The 19,017-nt window shown below is 36.4% G+C and carries 17 protein-coding genes; 6 read left to right on the top strand and 11 right to left on the bottom strand.

The annotated features are described in order from the left end of the window. Window positions 1–60: 60 nt before the first annotated feature. From MUA40_RS01745 to MUA40_RS01730, 4 genes are all read right to left on the bottom strand, one after another. On the bottom strand, window positions 61–1,236 hold the full coding sequence (locus tag MUA40_RS01745) for an ABC transporter permease (protein ID WP_194368962.1): 1,176 nt from the start codon (window positions 1,234–1,236) through the stop codon (window positions 61–63). Then, window positions 1,233–1,916: an ABC transporter ATP-binding protein gene (locus tag MUA40_RS01740; RefSeq protein ID WP_016426086.1), complete on the bottom strand. Its 684-nt coding sequence runs from the start codon at window positions 1,914–1,916 to the stop codon at window positions 1,233–1,235. The genes MUA40_RS01745 and MUA40_RS01740 overlap by 4 nt, the downstream gene beginning before the upstream one ends. Continuing rightward, a complete protein-coding gene (locus MUA40_RS01735; protein ID WP_016426085.1) occupies window positions 1,913–2,968 on the bottom strand; it encodes an efflux RND transporter periplasmic adaptor subunit in 1,056 nt (351 codons plus the stop codon). The genes MUA40_RS01740 and MUA40_RS01735 overlap by 4 nt, the downstream gene beginning before the upstream one ends. Window positions 2,969–3,067: 99 nt before the next feature. Continuing rightward, entirely contained in the window at window positions 3,068–3,709 is a 642-nt protein-coding gene (locus MUA40_RS01730; protein WP_167732616.1) for a hypothetical protein, read from the bottom strand. 178 nt (window positions 3,710–3,887) lie between these two features. Between MUA40_RS01730 and MUA40_RS01725 the strand changes: the two genes are divergently transcribed. After that, on the top strand, window positions 3,888–4,490 hold the full coding sequence (locus MUA40_RS01725; protein WP_016426083.1) for a hypothetical protein: 603 nt from the start codon (window positions 3,888–3,890) through the stop codon (window positions 4,488–4,490). A gap of 198 nt (window positions 4,491–4,688) precedes the next feature. Here MUA40_RS01725 and MUA40_RS01720 read toward each other — a convergent pair whose 3' ends face one another. Next, the gene (locus MUA40_RS01720; RefSeq protein ID WP_126496065.1) at window positions 4,689–5,552 is read right to left on the bottom strand and encodes a fructosamine kinase family protein; all 864 of its coding nucleotides are present in this window, start codon (window positions 5,550–5,552) and stop codon (window positions 4,689–4,691) included. A 293-nt stretch (window positions 5,553–5,845) separates the two neighbouring features. On the opposite strand from MUA40_RS01720, the gene MUA40_RS01715 reads away from it, so the two are divergent. The 4 genes from MUA40_RS01715 (at window position 5,846) to MUA40_RS01700 (ending at window position 9,794) form a co-directional block, all read left to right on the top strand. After that, window positions 5,846–6,508, top strand: coding sequence for an NAD(P)H-dependent oxidoreductase (locus MUA40_RS01715; RefSeq protein WP_016426081.1), 663 nt, complete (start codon window positions 5,846–5,848; stop codon window positions 6,506–6,508). Window positions 6,509–6,841: 333 nt separating this feature from the next. Beyond that, window positions 6,842–7,819, top strand: a complete 978-nt coding sequence (locus MUA40_RS01710; protein WP_016426080.1) for a tripartite tricarboxylate transporter substrate binding protein — start codon at window positions 6,842–6,844, stop codon at window positions 7,817–7,819. 18 nt (window positions 7,820–7,837) lie between these two features. Further along, entirely contained in the window at window positions 7,838–8,281 is a 444-nt protein-coding gene (locus MUA40_RS01705) for a tripartite tricarboxylate transporter TctB family protein (RefSeq protein WP_126496064.1), read from the top strand. 13 nt (window positions 8,282–8,294) lie between these two features. After that, complete coding sequence (locus MUA40_RS01700; RefSeq protein ID WP_262569774.1) at window positions 8,295–9,794, top strand: tripartite tricarboxylate transporter permease; 1,500 nt, start codon at window positions 8,295–8,297, stop codon at window positions 9,792–9,794. Window positions 9,795–9,875: 81 nt separating this feature from the next. Here the strand turns inward: MUA40_RS01700 and MUA40_RS01695 are convergent, their stop codons facing one another. After that, entirely contained in the window at window positions 9,876–11,750 is a 1,875-nt protein-coding gene (locus MUA40_RS01695; RefSeq protein WP_016426078.1) for a glycosyltransferase family 2 protein, read from the bottom strand. A gap of 239 nt (window positions 11,751–11,989) precedes the next feature. On the opposite strand from MUA40_RS01695, the gene MUA40_RS01690 reads away from it, so the two are divergent. Then, complete coding sequence (locus MUA40_RS01690) at window positions 11,990–14,164, top strand: bifunctional glycosyltransferase/CDP-glycerol:glycerophosphate glycerophosphotransferase (protein WP_262569772.1); 2,175 nt, start codon at window positions 11,990–11,992, stop codon at window positions 14,162–14,164. Between the two features lie 94 nt (window positions 14,165–14,258). On the opposite strand, the gene MUA40_RS01685 is transcribed toward MUA40_RS01690, so the two are convergent. From MUA40_RS01685 to nikA, 5 genes are read right to left on the bottom strand one after another with little or no spacing between them, the layout of a single operon-like run. Next, window positions 14,259–14,948, bottom strand: coding sequence for an ATP-binding cassette domain-containing protein (locus tag MUA40_RS01685; protein ID WP_016426076.1), 690 nt, complete (start codon window positions 14,946–14,948; stop codon window positions 14,259–14,261). Then, on the bottom strand, window positions 14,945–15,718 hold the full coding sequence (locus MUA40_RS01680; RefSeq protein ID WP_262569770.1) for an ATP-binding cassette domain-containing protein: 774 nt from the start codon (window positions 15,716–15,718) through the stop codon (window positions 14,945–14,947). The genes MUA40_RS01685 and MUA40_RS01680 overlap by 4 nt, the downstream gene beginning before the upstream one ends. Next, on the bottom strand, window positions 15,711–16,535 hold the full coding sequence (gene nikC, locus MUA40_RS01675; protein WP_167732615.1) for a nickel transporter permease: 825 nt from the start codon (window positions 16,533–16,535) through the stop codon (window positions 15,711–15,713). Before nikC ends, MUA40_RS01680 begins: the two co-directional genes overlap by 8 nt. Beyond that, window positions 16,532–17,521: a nickel ABC transporter permease gene (nikB, locus tag MUA40_RS01670; RefSeq protein WP_126496061.1), complete on the bottom strand. Its 990-nt coding sequence runs from the start codon at window positions 17,519–17,521 to the stop codon at window positions 16,532–16,534. Before nikB ends, nikC begins: the two co-directional genes overlap by 4 nt. Then, entirely contained in the window at window positions 17,511–18,998 is a 1,488-nt protein-coding gene (gene nikA, locus MUA40_RS01665) for a nickel ABC transporter substrate-binding protein (RefSeq protein WP_126496060.1), read from the bottom strand. Before nikA ends, nikB begins: the two co-directional genes overlap by 11 nt. Window positions 18,999–19,017: the final 19 nt, after the last annotated feature.

Below are 19,017 nucleotides of genomic sequence, written 5' to 3'. Positions count from 1 at the left end.
CATGCGCTCCTTTTTAAGCACTGCATAACCCTAGTCATCTTTTTAATGAAACCGTGAAATTTATTTGATAATATCAATTAATTCTTTTTTAGCTGCAGCTCTTGCAGGAATCCAACCAAACACAATACCAATTAATGTGGATACTCCTACCGCAAGTACGATGGAACCGAAGCTGACTGCACTTTGTATATATTCCGGTGTAACGGCATCGACTAACTCTGCAATCAATATTCCAATGATTAAACCAATGATACCGCCAATCAGACATAGAATGACACTTTCAATTAAAAATTGTAATTCTATATCACGGCCTTTTGCACCAAATGCACGTCGAATTGCAATCTCCTCTGTCCGTTCTGTTACAGAGATGTACATCACATTCATCACGCCAATACCTGCTATAAATAGTGAAATCCCTGCGACAGCAGCAACAAAGTAAGTGATTGAATCAAATATTTTGCCAATCCCTTTCATTAATTCTTCAGTATCTGAGTATACATATTGACCTTGATCAATAGCTGCACCCTTTTTGTTCAGTTGATCAGCCACGCGTGTTGCAATTTCTTTTTTATTCGCATCTTCTCCAACTTTTAACACAAGTTGCGGAAACGCAGATTTTAGATGAGGTAAATAAGTTTCAACTGTCTTTGTAGGGATTTGAACAGCATCTGAGAGCTGTGCTTTATCCTTCACACCTACGACTTCAAATCCCATATCATCTATATAAATGGTTTTGCCTTTCACGTTACCTTTAAAAAGTGTGTCAGCTACTTCTGAAGAGATGACAGCAACACGTTGTTTTAAAGCATTATCATCTTTTGTAAAGCCTTTTCCATCAGAAACACCTGACACCGATTCACTTTTAACGACTGCAATATCTGTTTTCTTATTAACCGTTTTAGCTTCAGATATTAAACCTGAGCTTTCATCTTCTTTAATACTAGCATCTTGAACACCTTTCACTTGGCGCGCAATATCAATTTCCGTTTCAGTAAAAGGAGCGTCTTTAATCGGTTCAAAGTCGTCAGGCGTAAAGCTCACTAATGCTGTATCTTTTGCAGCCCCCGCATCACTAAACTGCTCGTTTGCTGTCTTTTTAAAACCATTCCCTAAAGACATAATGGTAATAACAGCAGCTATACCTATAATAATCCCAATCATAGTAAAAATATTACGGCGCTTGTTTTTCATAATTGACTTCAATGCAACGTGTATAATATTACCGAAATAGGTCATCGTTTCAACACCTCTTCTTTTTGAACACGACCATCGAGAATATGAATCACACGGTCCGCTTGTTCAGCTACTTTAGGATCATGCGTCACCACAATCATTGTGGTCCCTTGTTCTTTATTGAGTTGTAAAAACAATGCCATAATGTCTTTTGAAGTTTTTGAATCAAGCGCTCCCGTTGGCTCGTCAGCAATGATAAACTTCGGTTGATTTACTATGGCTCTCGCAATCGCAACACGTTGTTGTTGTCCGCCTGAAAGCTTGTTGGGCACCAAGTTTTCTTTCTCGAATAAACCAACTCGATGCAACATCTCAATTACACGGTCATTACGTTCAGAAGCACGAAGACCTGCGTAAAGCAACGGAATACTAACATTTTCTAGTATCGTATTGTTTTGAATCAACTTAAAATTTTGAAAGACAAATCCAACAGTTCGATTTCGAATAGCAGCCAACTCATTATCAGAACGTTTTTGATAATTTTCGCCATCAAATAAGTATTCTCCTTCATAACCGCGATCAATAAAACCAAGTATATTAATCAAGGTACTTTTACCTGAACCAGAAGGCCCCATGATAGCGACAAATTCGCCTTCATTAATTTTTAAATCGATATCTTTTAAAATATGATTATGCGTATTCCCATTTTTGAAGTGACGATTGATCTTTTTAAGCTCAATCATTTGGCCACCTCTACTTTCTCCCCATCTTTAATTTTTGAGTCTGGATTTTGTATTAAATGTTCACCCTTTTCAATACCTTGCGTCACAATGAAATCACCATTTTTTTCGTCATACTTAATTTTTGTACGATGTGCAATATTATTTTTATCCACTTTATATACATGGTTATCTTTAGTTAAAACAGATTTAGGTATTTTAAGCGTATCTAAAGGAATATTTGCTTCAACGGAGAATCCTGTTTTAACTTTAAAATCAAGGTCCCCAATGATGATTTTATATTTTGAAGTTTCTTTATCATTTTGACCTGATGGATGTGCATCGACTGGATTATTAGTCGTTAATGTTTGCGCATCTCCATGTGCATTTTCATCTAGACTTCCAGCTGTCGCTTCACTTTGTTGTCCTTTATCTTGATCATAACTTGTTGGAAGTTGTGCGATGCTTTTAATTTTACCTTTACCTTTTTGACCAGAACTTGTGACTTCAATATTAACCATGTCGCCAACTTTAATTTTATCCAAATCAAATTCAGAAACTGTCGTTTGAATAATTGGCTCTTTCGAAATCAGTTTAAGGATAGGCTCGCCTTCACCCACTTGTTGTCGATTGATTAATGAAATTGTGCCATCAAATGTCGCATTGATACTATTATTTACTTGACCGTCATATCGATTAAGTTGCTTCCAAGCCGTATTAATCGCTTGTTGATCACCACTTTGTTGTGCTTTTAAAAGTTGATCATTCAATTTTTGACGTTGTGCCCCATCAATATCATAGTTAATCAGCGGTGTGCCTTGAGATACACTTTGACCGTCTTCAACTTGTGTACTTAGAAATGTTCCGAGTTGCGCATTGTTTAAGTATGTTTTAATTGTTTCTGGAGAGACTTTCCCAGAAATACGAATTGGTTTTTCGCTTTTTACTGTATATGTATTGTATCCTTCGCCATCATTGCCTCCACCGATATGACTAAAGTTTTTAACGAGAAAAGCAATTCCTGTCAAAAAGATAATGCCAATGATTGACAATGCGATTAATGTCCTCTTCTTCAAAATTAAAAATCCTCCTTAATGTTATAATTTGTATTTTTCTGTATTATAACATTAAAAAGGACTCCATATTTTATGTATTCAAAATATTTAATAATTGTTTTATAATTCAGCAGCCAAGCTCAAAATCGTATCTTCTAAGAAAGCCGAGCCTAATGCTAGCAAGACAATGAGTACAATTGTTAATAAGCCTAAAATTAAGGAAGCACGTAATGATAAGCGGCTCGTCGCATAATAGACGATAAATGTCACATACCCTTTAAATATCGTCTGCACATCAAAAGCAGCGAGGTAGGTGTTACCTGGAAGAAAGATATTCAAACTTGTAATAATGTAAGCTGGTGCAGGTAAATGTAATGCAAGTTGAATCACAATAACAACCAATGAAACAGTTGTCACAATAAGCGAATGGCTTAGAGAGGCTGATAATATCGTCTTAGGTGTCACATCTGAATTTAGAAATTTCGAAATCATCATAAAAACAACAAATGTAAATAGAAAGCTAATCACGCCACCCATCAGACTGCTTGAAACATCGGTTAGCCAATGAATTTGATGAATTTCTTCTATATCTTGTTTAGAATAGCCAAAGCCTTCTAACAACTCGGTATTATCTGTGTCATATTTTAATATTAAAGAATAAATAACAGTAATCAAAATAAGTAAAAACGACTTGACTTTCCACGTTGGATAATCCCGTAAGTTTTCAAAATGTTGGAATAAAGGGAGCTTCGTTTTGACCAACTTTAAATCCTCCTCTAAAAAGTTAATATTATATTATCACATTGCAAGGTAAAATATACTATTAAAAGTTAAAAATTCTAAAATATGCCATAACATATGAGAAAACTACAATATAAAGTATAAAATTATAAATTTTAATGATACAATCTAATATAAATATAATTTAGGGAGGCAATTCATGAATTACTCAAAACTATTACATATTGAATCTTTTGTTAAAGAGAGGCATCAACCTAAAGTTCTGGTTAAAATTCTGGTTTTTACTATTCTCGCTTGTTTAATGAGTTTATTAACCACCTTACTCATAGACTTTAATGATGTGCTCATCAATCAGGTGGGGCTTTCGCCGACTGAAGCTGAGCAAGCGTTGTCAATAACGAGAGTGGCAAGTGTGATTGGGACTTTTATTGTCTCTTGGTTTTTATTAGCGATATTCTTCTTAATCACTTGGGTAATAACAAAGATTTTTAAATCAAACGTCTCAGCTAAAGTTGTTTTTGCATCATTATTACGTTACTCGATTATTATGGCTTCTGTAAGTTGTGTTGTTCTTTTCATCCAGTGGCTTTTCCATATCGATCCAAGCATCGTTAGTATTGATTCGTTAAACATCTTCGCACCTAAAAATAAATGGTTAGGCGCTATCAGCCTAAGAAATATAATTACAGCTTGGTTCTTTGGTATTATGCTCCACTCTTCTTTTCGTATCAGTCAAAAATGGTCATGGATAGGGGCACTTGCTGTATTCATTGTGTTGTTCGTCTTCTCTGGCCTTGCTTAATTGAAAAATGTAAAAGAGAACAGGACGAGCCGAAGACTATAAGCTGAGGCTGTCCCCTCGAAAAGTGACGTCATACAATACGAACTTTTATCATAAAAAGGAAGCGCTCAGACGATTTACTGTTGAAAGTCATCTGGGCGCTTTTTATTTAGGAATTGATGCCACAGCCTGTCACCTATATTAACAAACGGTTGTGCATTAAGCTGCTGAATCGACAATATTATTCATTGTACGTCTGACACTTTGCGCATACATAGCGCCAAATTTGACTAAATGCACCATCAATAAATAAAGTTCATAAAATTGGATACGTAAATTCGCACCCTCACTTAATGGATAAGCTTCATTATAGGCATGATAAAAAGCATCATCAAAGCCTCCGAAAACTTTTGTAGCACCTAAATCAAACTCTCGATCCCCGTATAATGGTGCAGGATCAAATAACGCTGGACGACCATCTGTTAAAAACATATAATTACCAGCCCATAAATCGCCATGCAAGAGTGAAGGTTCACTATCATGTTGCTTTAAAGACGTGATCATAATCTTCCGGACCTCTTCAAATAAAGCATCATCACTTTCCGTCCATAATCCACGATTCCGAATCGTTTTCGCTAAAGGATCCATACGTTGGTTAATAAATAGTTCTGACCATGTCTTTGTCCATTCGTTATTAAATTGAACATCCCCACCTTCAAAAGGCAAAGGATACCCAAATCTTCCTTGTGGCTCGTGGGTATGGTGTAGTTTTGCGACAAGTTGTCCTAATTCGTGTTGACTGCCACTTTGCCCTTCTTCCAAATAGCTTAATAACAAGTAGGCATCTTGGTCAATTCGACCTTGATCAATGACGACAGGTGCCGTCACCCCCGCTTCCTCAAAAGCTTTTAAACCTGCCACTTCTGCATCATAAAATGAGGCCGCTCTATTTTGTTGCACTAACAAAAAATATGTTTCATTGCTTGTTTCTACACGATAAGCTTGATTGACATCGCCACCACTCACAGCGGTAATATTTTGAATATCTTGAAGTGGCAATTCACGATACCATTGTTCCAACATAAAACCTCAATCCTTTCTAAATGAGCACTTTTTCATTTAAACAATCACAACGTAACGACTTCGCTATTCGCAACATTTGTGCAAGTTAATGGCCTTGAAACTATTGCCAAATTATCATGGTGCCTTACCAGATTGAAAATACGATTATAGGTTACGACGCACATCTGGCTTAAATATTTTTCATTTTATTAATTTCCCTGATGAGCCCCCTGTTAAAACAAAATATTTTAATGTCCGTATATGCTTCGTTATACTAAATAATATGAAATTATGCACAAAGGAGTTGCAATACTATGGAAGATCGACGTCAATTGTTGCTAGATACATTTAATTACAGATTTGCGACAAAACGTTTTGATGCAAGCAAAAAAATATCAGAAGCAGATTTTAATACCATTCTTGAAACAGGTCGATTATCGCCAAGTTCGCTTGGTTTTGAACCTTGGCAATTTGTCGTTATTCAAGATCCAGCCATTCGTGCTGCACTTAAGCCTATGAGTTGGGGTGCACAAGGCCAATTAGATACAGCGAGTCATTTTGTTGTTATTTTAGCACGTAAAAATGTCCGTCCAGAAAACAATTACGTTCAACATTTATTACGTGATGTCAAACACATGGATGAAACGATGATCCAACAAATGAGTGAAAAAACGACTTCATTCCAAGATAAAAACTTAAATCTTTATGAAAGTGAGCGTGCATTGTGGGATTGGGCAAGTAAACAAACGTATATTGCACTCGGCAACATGATGACGTCTGCTGCATTCCTAGGTATTGATTCATGTCCAATTGAAGGTTTTCAATATGATGAAGTGGCTGAATTATTAAGCGAAAAAGGCATCATTGATGATGAAAACTTTGCGCCATCTGTAATGGTCGCATTTGGTTATCGAGAAGAAGACCCAAAACGTGAAAAAACACGTCAAACCCAATCAGAAGTTGTAAAATGGGTTTAGGTTGAAAACATATTATCTATGTTACACAATGAAGATTCGAGGAGACTTCAAGACATAAAATCTTTGTTAACCTTGTCTTCATGAACACGCTTGTATTGGGACAGAAGATTCTAGTCTAATGCTGTCCCCTTAGTAAGCAAAATTTTATTATAAAAAAAGAAGCGCTAAGATGATTTTCTATTCAAATTCATCTTAGCGCTATTTATTTTGGGATTGATGTCACAGCCTCCTCATTTTTGTTTATGGACAGTCATGTAGCACTAAAATAGCCTCATATTTTTCTGAATATTATGATAAAATTAAAACTGTCACAAATAAAGGGGGTATGTGGTTATGCGTAATTTCGTGACACTTTTAATTATCGTCGTTTTTATTCTCACAGCATGTAGCCGTGATCACCATGAGCAGTCGAAAAGTAAGACATTTCCAAATCGTACAATTGAAATTATTGCACCCGCTTCACCAGGAGGCGGTTGGGATGCAACTGCCCGTGCCATACAGAAAATCATGCAAGATCAAAATTTAACTGATCAAAATATCACTGTCATTAACAAGCCTGGCGGTGGTGGTGAAGTAGGATGGCAATATCTAACAGAACGCCCTGCTTCTTCCATTGCTATCAACTCCAGCTTATTACTGTCTAACCATGAATTAGGATTAAGTGATTTAAGTCAACGCGACTTTACACCTATCGCTATTTTGGCGACAGAATGGATTAGTCTATCCGCTTCTAATCATTCTCATCTCAAATCAGGAAAAGAAGTCATGGAAAAATTAAAAAAGAATCCGAAATCGTTAACAATTGGTGTTGCACCTGGATTAGGAAATAATGACCACCTCGCATTTGTACAGGCTGCAAAAGCTTACGGTGTCGATGTAAAAAAGTTAGATTTCCTTGTTTATAAAAGTGGCGGTGATTTAGAAACAGCGCTTTTAGGGGGACATGTTGATGTTGCTTCCACTGCAGTCTCTGAAGTAAAAACACAACACCAAGCCGGAAAACTCAAAGTCCTTGCTACTACATCAGATAAACGAATACAAGGATTAGAAGATGTGCCAACCTGGAAAGAACAAGGTTTAAATATTGTTTTTCCACACTGGCGTGGTGTCATGGGACCTAAAAATATGTCCAAAACAGAACGTGCCTATTGGAATAAGACTATGAAAAAAGTCGTTCAATCTGACCAGTGGAAAAAAATACGACAAAACAAAGATTGGGATGCATTTTATAAAGACAGTTATGAAACAGAAGCCTTTTTAAATGCACAACAGAAAAAATATCAGCAACTGATTCAAGATGCTGGATTTTAAACAAAGGGGGTTTAAAATATGGCAAAATTCATTCCACCTCTCGTCTGTCTTATGATAGGCATTATCTATTTGATACTTTCGCTTCATCTCCCTATTTCTAGAATTGGAGATCCACAAAGCCCAAAATATTTTCCAGTTTTGATTTCAATTTTACTCATTAGTTCAAGTATCATCTATTTCTTTCAAATGTATAGTGACAAAGCAGTTTCTTTTGAAGCATTCAAACAACTTTGGACGCCCTTAGTCATAAAAAGAATCGGTTTAACTTGTTTATTTATTTTGATTTATACACTTATTTTTGAACGTGTGGGCTTTTTAATTTCAACCATACTCTTTTTAGCTGCAGTCATGTTCCTAATCAACGGATTTAAGCATTGGCTAAAAAATTTAGTAGTCGCAATTGTCTTTTCTGGGGTGGCATGGTATACCTTCTCACACCTGTTAGACGTCAGCTTACCATAAAGGAGGGTTTTCAATGGGAATAGATTTAAATAGTTTTTGGGAAGGATTAACAACCGCCTTCCAACCTATGAACTTATTATGGATTGTTGTTGGTGGATTCTTAGGTACTGTTGTCGGTATGTTACCCGGACTTGGCCCAGCCACTGCAGTTGCCGTTCTTATTCCAGTCACGTTTGGGATGAATCCTGTGAGTGCACTTATTTTGATGATTTCAATCTATTATGGCGCGATGTACGGTGGTTCGAGAAGTTCGATATTACTCAACACACCGGGCGACGGATCAGCAATTGCTGCTACATTCGATGGCTATCCTATGACACAAAATCACCAAGCCGGTAAAGCTTTAACAATTTCAGCTGTGGCTTCTTTAATTGGCGGTTTGACTTCTGTCATTGGTTTTATACTACTTGCAAAGCCTTTATCTAACTTTGCACTCAATTTTGGTCAAAGAGAGTATTTTGTGCTCTTTTTATTTACCTTATCTATGATTGTAACGCTATCACTTGGCAAAATGGTAAAAGGCTTCATCGCAATGTCTATCGGCTTAATGATGAGCACAATCGGTGTTGATTTACAAACAAGTGTGTATCGCTTCACATTTGATATCACACATTTAAGTGAAGGTGTTGATTTTCTTGTTATCATTATCGGTGTTTATGCAGTTGCAGAAGTCTTCTATAATTACATGCACTTAGATACGTTAGAACCGCCTAAAGCTGACCTCGGTTCAATGAAATTGACTAAAGAAGATTGGAAGCGCACGCGTTGGACGATGTTACGTCAAAGCCCTATTGGATTTCTCATTGGTGTATTACCCGGGGCAGGTGGATCTGTCGCATCCCTATTAAGTTACGCCACTGAAAAACAAATTTCTAAAAACAGTAAAAAATTCGGTAAAGGCGCTATCGAAGGTGTCGCTGCGCCTGAAGCTTCAAACAATGCTGCTTCTGTTGGCTCACTTATTCCATTACTAACGATGGGTGTGCCTGGTTCAGGTACGACAGCTGTCATCCTGGGGGCTGTTGTTATGTTAGGTTTGCAACCTGGACCTCTATTATTTGAAAAACAGCCTGAAATGATTTGGACATTAGTTAATAGTATGTTTATCGGTAACATCTTTTTAGTGATTTTGAATATCGCACTTATCGGTTTATTGTTGAAAATTTTAAAGACACCTCCAAAAACTTTGTATCCTATCATCTTGGTTCTCGCCTTTTTAGGCACTTATACGTTAAGTTACAGCGTCATTGATTTTTACATCCTTTTGATTTTTGGCGTCGTCGGTTTATTGTTGAAATTGCTCGATTTTCCAATTTCTCCATTAATTTTAGCTGCTATCATCGGTTCAGATATGGAACAAAATTTCCGCAAAAGTTTAATCACGAGTCAAAATCATTTAAGCGACATTTTCTTTGGCTCTCCGATTGCGATTGTATTAACACTTATGACGCTCCTTTCACTATGTTATCCATTCATGATGAAATTCATTAAATCGAAGCGAAGCAACACTTAACGAAAAAGATGTCCATACCTAAAAGAACAGCACCAACTATACATTGCTAGTGCTGTTCTTTTAATTCAACTATTTTTGTGTTTAAGAGATTGCTTTTACAAATTGCTTGTTCGCTGTTAAATATGCACCCGTAGTTGTTTTTAACCGCGGTGTTTGATTTGCAGTATAAATGATTTGTTCGATTGTTAAAGTATCGCCAGGCTTTAAACTATCGATCGGCTCTTTTTTAAATGATCTTGAATCATATAAATAACATGCTTTAATAATTTCAACAGTTTTAGGGACCTCAGTATAATACTGCTCATCAATTTTATTGAGTTGTTCTACAAATTTTTGATTAGCCGTAATCAACTCCCCTTCTACAGTTTGAAGTCGAGGTGTATCATTTGATGAAGCCACAATCTTGCTAATATAAAATGCTGTTCCGGGTTCGACATCACTAATTGGCTTTTTAAAATCTTTATCTTCATACCGCTTAATTTTTTTAATTGTCACAACGCGCTTAGGATTCTCTTTAAAATAGCTATTTGAACTGCTAGAAGCACCTTTTTTATTCTGAAATTCTACTTTAAAATTTTGACGCTTCATGACCCTGTCTTGTTGATGTGTTGGATAGGAAGCATTTACAAGCGTCTCTTCATATCCATTAAATTTAATCTTAAGGTTAATATTGTAGCTAGCCATACTTGCTAAATCTTTTGTCTTTATTGCTATTACATCATTATCCAATTGAAAATTTAATGATTTTGCATGAGCTGCATTATTAATTTCTACGGCTAAAACGTCTTTAATTTCAACTTTTTCTCCACGCAACAAATGAATCCATTCATAATCTTCCCCATTGATTCTTCGAGTTCCCAAATAGACTGGATAACATTCGATCGGTAAATTTTTAAAGTGATGCTGATTGACATATAACGCTTGGTAGACCTGTCCATTTTCTATAAATAACGATTGACTTGATTGGTGTACGAGCGTTTCTAACAATTGCTCAAAAATCTCTTTATCGTACGTTTTATATGCATCGTAAAGCATACGGTAAACATCCATCGTCAACAATTGCGGAATAGTGAACCCTTTTTGTTCAATTATCGATACCGCTTCATCAAATATTTGATAATAATCTTTTCGAGATAATGATTTTACGAATGTCTTTGTATGAAACATTCGGCGCATAAAATCCAATTCTACGAAACGCGCGCATATTGCTTTTAAAGCTGCTTTAGGGATATCTAAATTTACGACTTCTTTTAATATTTCCAAATTGATTACAGCTTTCTCATACACAGATGTTTGTTTCACTAATGATACGTTCTCTTGATAGCGATTTGTATGGTATACCCCTACAGGCGTCATTGTTGCGGTTTGCGCCTTACTGATTAATTCAGAGAAAAATAATTTATCTTCTCCATATTTTCTATGTTTAAATTCAATATTATGGTCTATAACGAGTGATTTCTTAAAAACCTTACCTGGAGGACCCACTGAACGAAAAATCTTTTCTATACTATAAGGTACTAAGTGTTGATCTTCTTTATATGAAGCAAATAAAGCAACTTTTTGAACTTTGTTGTTTGTGTGCTTATATATTTGTCCAAATCCAATATCATCATGATTTTCATCTAAACTTTTTACTAATGAAGGAAAACCTTTGTCATCTAACCAATCATCCGCATCCAAAATAGCAATGTATTTTCCGTTTGCTGCTTTGATGCCTATATTTCTTGGTTCTGACGGTCCTCCCGAATTCGTGTCTAACTCAATTAAATGTATAAAGTGGTAACGCTCAACATACTTTTTAATTAATTCCACTGAATTATCAGTAGAACAATCATCTACAACAATAACTTCCATTTCATCTTTTTTAAAATCCAAACGAACAAGAGAGTCTAAACATTTCTCAATAAATTCTGCCTTGTTATATACAGATATAACAATTGAAACTAATTCCCCCATAAATATATCCCCCTCATATAATACTTAAAAGATGTTATTATGCAGTAAACCCTTATTCTTAATTCATTAAACATGTATGAATTTGTCATTATATCATAAAACACGAAATTTTCTTTTAAATATCTAAAGTTCTATATTTTTTGAAAATTGTTTCTAACTATTATTGTCTTTGCTATTTTATATTACATTTTAATGTTATAATACCAAATGTTAAATTGAATTCTGAAAGGATGATTCTTATGAACGCGCTATCGATAATAGTGCCTTTTTACAACTCAGAAGAATATATCTCGGATTGCATCAGTTATCTTAAACGTCAACGCAATCAAAATTTTGATTTAATTCTCGTTAATGATGGTGCAACAGACAATAGTGAATCATTATTAAACAATGCTTTAGAAGACTATGATAAAGAAGTAAAATATATTAAATTAGAAAAAAATCATGGGCATGCATATGCGCGTAATATAGGAATCAATGCAGTTGAAACACCTTATTTTATGTTTGTAGATGCCGACGATAAACTTGCTACATATGCAGTTAATTTTTATTTAAAACATCTGAAAAGTTATGATGGTTTAATTGCACCTGTCCATGAGTTTACATTAAATATGCCACAATATGTCAATCAAGATCGTGTTCAAATTAAATACTTAGATACAAAGCAAAACCCTAATTCTTTCTTAAGAAAAAATACGGTTTGTAATATTATTTTTAAAACAGCTATTGTTAAAGGACATAACATCCAATTTAATGATGCACTACAAGTCTATGCAGACTGGTCTTTTATTCTTGAATACATCCAATATGCCGAGCATTTCGTCCGAATTACAGACTTCCCATTCTATTTCAAAGGCGAAGTCTATGACCCATTTGAAACGAATACTTTATCTGAGCAGGATTTTGACTTTCTCTTTGAGGATTACGCAAAAAGCTTTGTCGATGCACTAAGTCGTATCAAAAACAAAGATACACGTGCTTTTATTAAGCAACGGATGCTCAACAAACTTCATAATGAGTTCTCACCTAATTTACAAGAAACATCTGAGCGCTACAATGCGCATCAAGATACATTGGCGCAAGTGGCACGTCATTTAAATGGTGCTATTTTATCTGAGAAAAAGATACTGTTCTTTTTCGAAATGTTAGCATTAGCGTTTAAAAAGCCACAAACAGCTGCAAAAATTAACCGACTACGTTTTATTACGCGTCATATGAAGCGTATTGTATTACGGCAAAAAAACAAAGAATGCTCTGAATACTTTTTGACTGATAAAGTTGAAAATGTAGATGAGAAAACAGTTGTTTTTGAATCATTTGGCGGAAAAAACTACAGTGATAGTCCTAAATATATTTATGAATATATGCGTGATCACTATCCAGAACTTAATTATAAGTGGGTATTCAGTGACCCAGAAGTCAATCAAGTCCCTGGAAATGCACAAAAAGTTAAGAAAAATTCAAAAGCATACTATCAAGCTTATTCAGATGCTAAGTTTTGGGTATCTAATGCACGGGTGCCACTCTTTTTAAATAAAAAACCAAACCAAGTCTATATCCAAACTTGGCACGGAACACCACTTAAACGACTTGCGAATGATATGAAAGTGGTCCGAATGCCTGGTACAACGACAGCACTGTATAAACGGAATTTCCATAAGGAAGCATCACGTTGGGATTATTTAGTTTCACCTAACCGCTACTCTTCGGAAATATTCCGTACCGCTTTTTGGATGCCACCTGAAAAAATATTAGAAATCGGCTACCCACGTAATGATATTTTAGTGAATCGCGCTGACGATGTAGCGCTACAAAAAGAAATTAAAGAAGAATTAAACATTCCAGAAGGTAAAAAAATCATCATGTATGCCCCAACATGGCGTGATGATGAGTATATTAAAAAAGGTAAGTACACTTTTGAACTCAAAATTGATTTACCGCGTTTACAAAGAGAACTCGGCGACGATTATGTTATCTTATTGCGTATGCATTATTTAATCGCCAATGCACTGGATTTAAATGGCTATGAAGACTTTGCTATTGATGTATCAAACTACAACGACATTTCAAGACTTTACTTAATTAGTGATTGTTTAATTACTGATTATTCATCCGTAATGTTTGACTATGGTATCTTGAAACGCCCACAATTTTTCTTTGCTTATGACATTGAAAAGTATGATAAAAATCTCCGTGGTTTTTATATTGATTACCATAAAGACTTGCCTGGTCCTATCCATACTGAACCTGGCGATTTAATCGAAGGTCTTAAAAATATTGATCATGTTGCACAAACGTATGATAAGCAAATCAATGCTTTTTATAACCGCTTCTGTGCGATCGAAAATGGACGTGCTGCTCAATATATTGGTGATATGATTTACGAAACCATTCAACAGACACACAAACAGTAAACGAAAGCCCTTGTTCACGAAACAAACGATGTGAACAAGGGCTTTTTATAATATGAAATTTTTCGATTTAAAATAACAAGGATATACGCAGTGATTACTGATATAGGGCTAATAAAGATTTTGTATAAGGTGCGCGTTCTTCATGAAATAAATTTTCTATTGGAAAAGCGTCTACAATTTCTCCCGCTTTTAATACGATAATGCGTGAAACAATTTTTTGCAAAAAAGCGATGTCATGTGAAATAATCACCATTGCTTTTTGTGTCCGCTTCGCATGTGCATTTAATTGTTGTGCCATTTTATCTTCAGCAACGACATCCAAATGGGCAGTGACTTCATCACAAATTAATAACTCAGGCTGAAGCATTAACGTCCGTATCACATTAAATCGTTGAAGTTGCCCTCCGCTTAGTTCAGCCGGATAGCGCTTTAATAATGTTTCAGATAACTGCATTTGCTGCATGAGTTCATCACGATAGTGACAATAAAACTCGCGTTGCTTTTGATTGTAATGACACGCTTCATTCATAGAAGCTTCAATCGACAATTTCGGATTAAATGCATGTACGGCATGTTGATATATAGGTAAGACATGTTGAAAAGTTGAAATGACTTGACCGCTTTGTGGTACGACTTCTCCTAACATAACACTGGCTAAAGTTGACTTCCCCGAACCACTTTCACCTAGAATCCCTACTTTTTCATGGGCTTCAATTTTTAATGAAACATCTTTCAGTGCTTGCTGTTTTTGATATTTAACGTTGATATGCTCTAATTGAATCATTCAACTCGTCCCTTCTGTAACGGATGACGATAGCTTAAAAGTTTCGCACTATAAGGATGTACAGTCGCCGAATTAAAATGCGACCATGTCCCTTTGTCGATGAGTTGCCCCTGTTTCAAGACGTAAATATAATCACTAAAACGTGAAACATGGGCTAAGTTGTGCGTCACAATCAATAAAGTGACTTGATGTGATTGCGCTAAATCACAAAGTAAGGTCATAATTTGATGTCCTGTAACGACATCTAATGCCGCTGTCGGTTCATCCGCTATAATAAGTGAAGGCTTTAGCATCATGACACTCGCAATTAAGACACGCTCCAGTTGTCCTCCCGATAACATAAATCGGTAGCGCTTTGACAAATCTATTGCTTCGAGTCCTACCCACCCTAAAGCTGCTTGAACATGGGCTTCAGCCGTTTCATGTGAAACTTGATAGTGTTGACGATAAATGCCAATGAGTTGTTTCTTGATGGGCATGTGATCATTAAAACTATGCGTATAGTCTTGTGAAATATAGCCAATATGTCGCCCTAAGTAGGGTTTGAGTGTGCGTTCAGATACGTTTCGATATAAAAATGCATTATAAGAAACACGACATCGCTCTGGCAAGACACCGAGCAAACTTTTAATAAGCATGTTTTTGCCAGCACCACTCTCGCCAATTAATAGATTCACTTGTGAAGTATAAAGCGTGAAGTCGACATTTTGAACAATCGTTTTTTCTGCATCATGAATCGTCCAATCACGAATTTCAAGTAATTTATCCATTAACGTGACGCTCCTTTCTTGTAAAATAGTCACGTAAGGCATCACCTGTCAGCTGGAAAATTAAAATCGTAACCGTAATCATCACCGCGGGTGCAAACAATAAAAGGGGAGCTGAAGTCATAAAATCACGACCTGCATTCAGCATGGCGCCCCATTCAGGTAAAGGCGGTTGCGCTCCTAATCCAAGAAATGAAAGTGCCGAGATATATAGAATAATTTTACCAAAATCAACAGTAGCCACTACTAAAATCGAAGGCAACACGTGTGGCAAACAATGTCGCCATATAATGATGGGCGTAGGCACTTTATAAAATTTTGCCATCCTAATATAATCCTTGCCGCTTACACTTTTAACGATGGTCCGTGATAAGCGCGCATAAGTCATCCATCTTAACAAAATCATGGCGAATACAATATTCCAAATGCTTGGTTTCAACAGACTGGCCATTGCAATCACTAATACAAATTCAGGAATACTTAAACCAATATCAATGATACGCATGATTATTTGGTCTAATTTTCCTTTGAAATAGCCTGCGAGCATCCCTATTGGCACACCCACCAGTATCGTTAATAACAGTGTTAACAAGCTAATTAACAACGTGTACCGAGCGCCTATCACAAGACTTGCTAACAAATCCCGGCCATAATCATCTGTGCCTAACCAGTGTGCTGCACTGATAGGTAAAAGACTTTCATCTAGTTTCACATCAAAGGCAGCCTGTTTCGAAACAATCACTTGAGCAACAATGAGTAAACATAAATAACCGATACATATCCACACAATGAAAGGTAACTGACGTCGCTGCTTTTTCATTGTGAAGACACCTCATATTCAGCTGTTTCTAATCGTAGAGACTCTGTCTTTTGATATTGTAAACGTTGCTTTGGATCTAAAAACAAAATCAGCATGTCGCTTAACATATTCGCCAAGACTACAATCACACCCATCATTAAAACTATACCTTGAATGACGGGATAGTCTCTCGCACGCACACTATCCACTAAAAATTGCCCTAACCCCGGAATGCTAAATACGCGCTCTATCACTACTGTCCCTCCTATTAAACTTCCTATAGATAAGCCTAATATGGTTACAACAGGTACCAGTGCAGGTTTCAATATATCTGTAAAGAATATGTACCGTTCAGACATACCGCGTAAACGTGAAGCGGCAACTTCTCGACTTTGATACAAGTTCATCACTGTAGATCTCATCAAACGAATATAATAGGCGCTCATTCCAATACTCATTGCCATTACGGGTAACACCAAGTGAAGCGGCGAAGCATACCCAGATGCAGGTAAAATATTTAAACGGACTGCAAAGATATGAATGAGAACAATACCTAAAAAGAACGACGGAAGACTCACTGTCATTGATGTCGCGGTACGAATCAATCGATCCATTTTACTATTTGGATGACGCCCAGCCCATATCCCAAGAGGTAATGCCGTCATCATGACGACCATTATCGTCAATATGGCAATCAATATTGTAGGTTGCGCATGAAATATAAGCGCTTTGAGCACGGGTTCATGCGTTTGATAACTCACACCAAAATCAAAATGAATCACGTTTACCAACCATCGTCCATATTGTATAAACCATTGATCATTTAAACCATACGCTTGGCGCGTGGCATTGATAGTCGACTGTGACACATTCGCTTCTCCAACATGAAGCATATGAACCACTGGATCGCCTGGTGTCAACTTCATTAAAATAAAAGTAATCGTTGATAAAATCCACAGTACACTGATCATTTTAACGATTAAGCGAACAAATCTTTTAATGCGCATTTGTCATATCAATCTTTTCATCAACTAAATAGATGCCTTCTGGTGTTGCTTTAAAGTGACTCACATTTCGGTTAAGACCATCAACCGTATCATTGTAAGTAATATAACTTGCTGGTATATCTCGTGCGGCTGTTTCAATAATGTCATTAGATAGTTTCTCACGTTCGCCTTGATTGACCGTATGATTTAATTGTTCAATCATTGCCGTCACTTTTGAGTTTTTATAGGCCCCTTTATTGACCGAACCATCTTGATGGTAGGCTTGATTGAAGAAGTAACCTGTATCCCCACGCGGAATCGTTCCAAAGCTGTACATTGTTGCATCCCACTGGGAACGATCTGCTAAATAACCTTCAATATCATCAACTGTTCGGATATCTATATCGATATGGGCTTTTTTGGCATCCGACTGAATGACTTGTGCCATTTTAGGTAATTCTGGACGACCTTCATATGTAATTAGTTGAATTTTTAAAGGGCGGGCATCATTATAACCTTCTTTTTCCATTATTGCCCTTGCATCTTGTATATTCTGTTTTTTCACTGCTTGATGCTTAATAAAATCAAGATGATCATTAAAAGGACCTGTAGCTGGCTGGGCAAAGCCTTTCGAAATTTTCTCTGCAATACCTTTTCTATCAATGACCGCATCTAGCGCTTGGCGGACAGGGCGTGTCATCTTTTCACTTTCTTGATTATAAACGACCATCTGTGTTCGATAACCTGATACACGCGCTATTTTTGTTTGTTCCGACTTGGCTAATTGCTGAATACGATTCACAGGGACATCGGTGATTAAATCAGCTTGTCCAGATTCTAGATGACTGACACGCGCATTTCCATCTTCTTGGTAAGTGACATTCACACCATCAAGTTTGGGTTGTCCATGCCAATATTTTGAATTTCGGTCTAGGCTCATTTTTTGCGAACGTTGATAACTTTTGATTTGATAAGGCCCCGTTCCTACAGGATGTGTATTTAAATCTGTTTTAGCATCCACGTCAAAAATCGCCACATAAGGATTAGCTAATTCAGAGGCGAGTTCAGGATAGGATGATTTTGTTGTAATCGTTACTTTTTGGCCTTGAGCCTTAATATTTTTGATGGGTAGTGTAGATTTAACAAAAGGACTCTTTTTCAATGCTATTTCTAGACTTTTTTTAACTTTTTCACCCGTCAGTGGGACCCCATTTTGGAAATGGATATGATCTTTAAGTTTAATTTCTAACTGGTCTGACGAATTGTAATGATACGATTGTGCTAACCAAGGTTGAATTTCACCATTTTTTGAAACCTTAAATAGTGTTTCTGCCGCACCTACGCGCACAGGAACGTCCGTTTCATAGGGAGCAATTGAAGTTGTTTTCAAAGGGAGCTCAATATCCAATATCTTCTCTTTAGAATGCGAAGAAGTTCCGCAACTTGCGAGCAATAATGAGGCCGTCGTAAATAATGCCACTGAACGCTGATATTTCATAGTTAAATGCCTTCTTTCT

Origin of the sequence: Staphylococcus schleiferi, from assembly GCF_025558325.1 — a bacterium.
GTDB lineage: Bacteria > Bacillota > Bacilli > Staphylococcales > Staphylococcaceae > Staphylococcus > Staphylococcus schleiferi.
The sequence above is the reverse complement of the archived record's forward strand: the minus strand, read 5'-3'. Positions and strand labels throughout refer to the sequence as shown.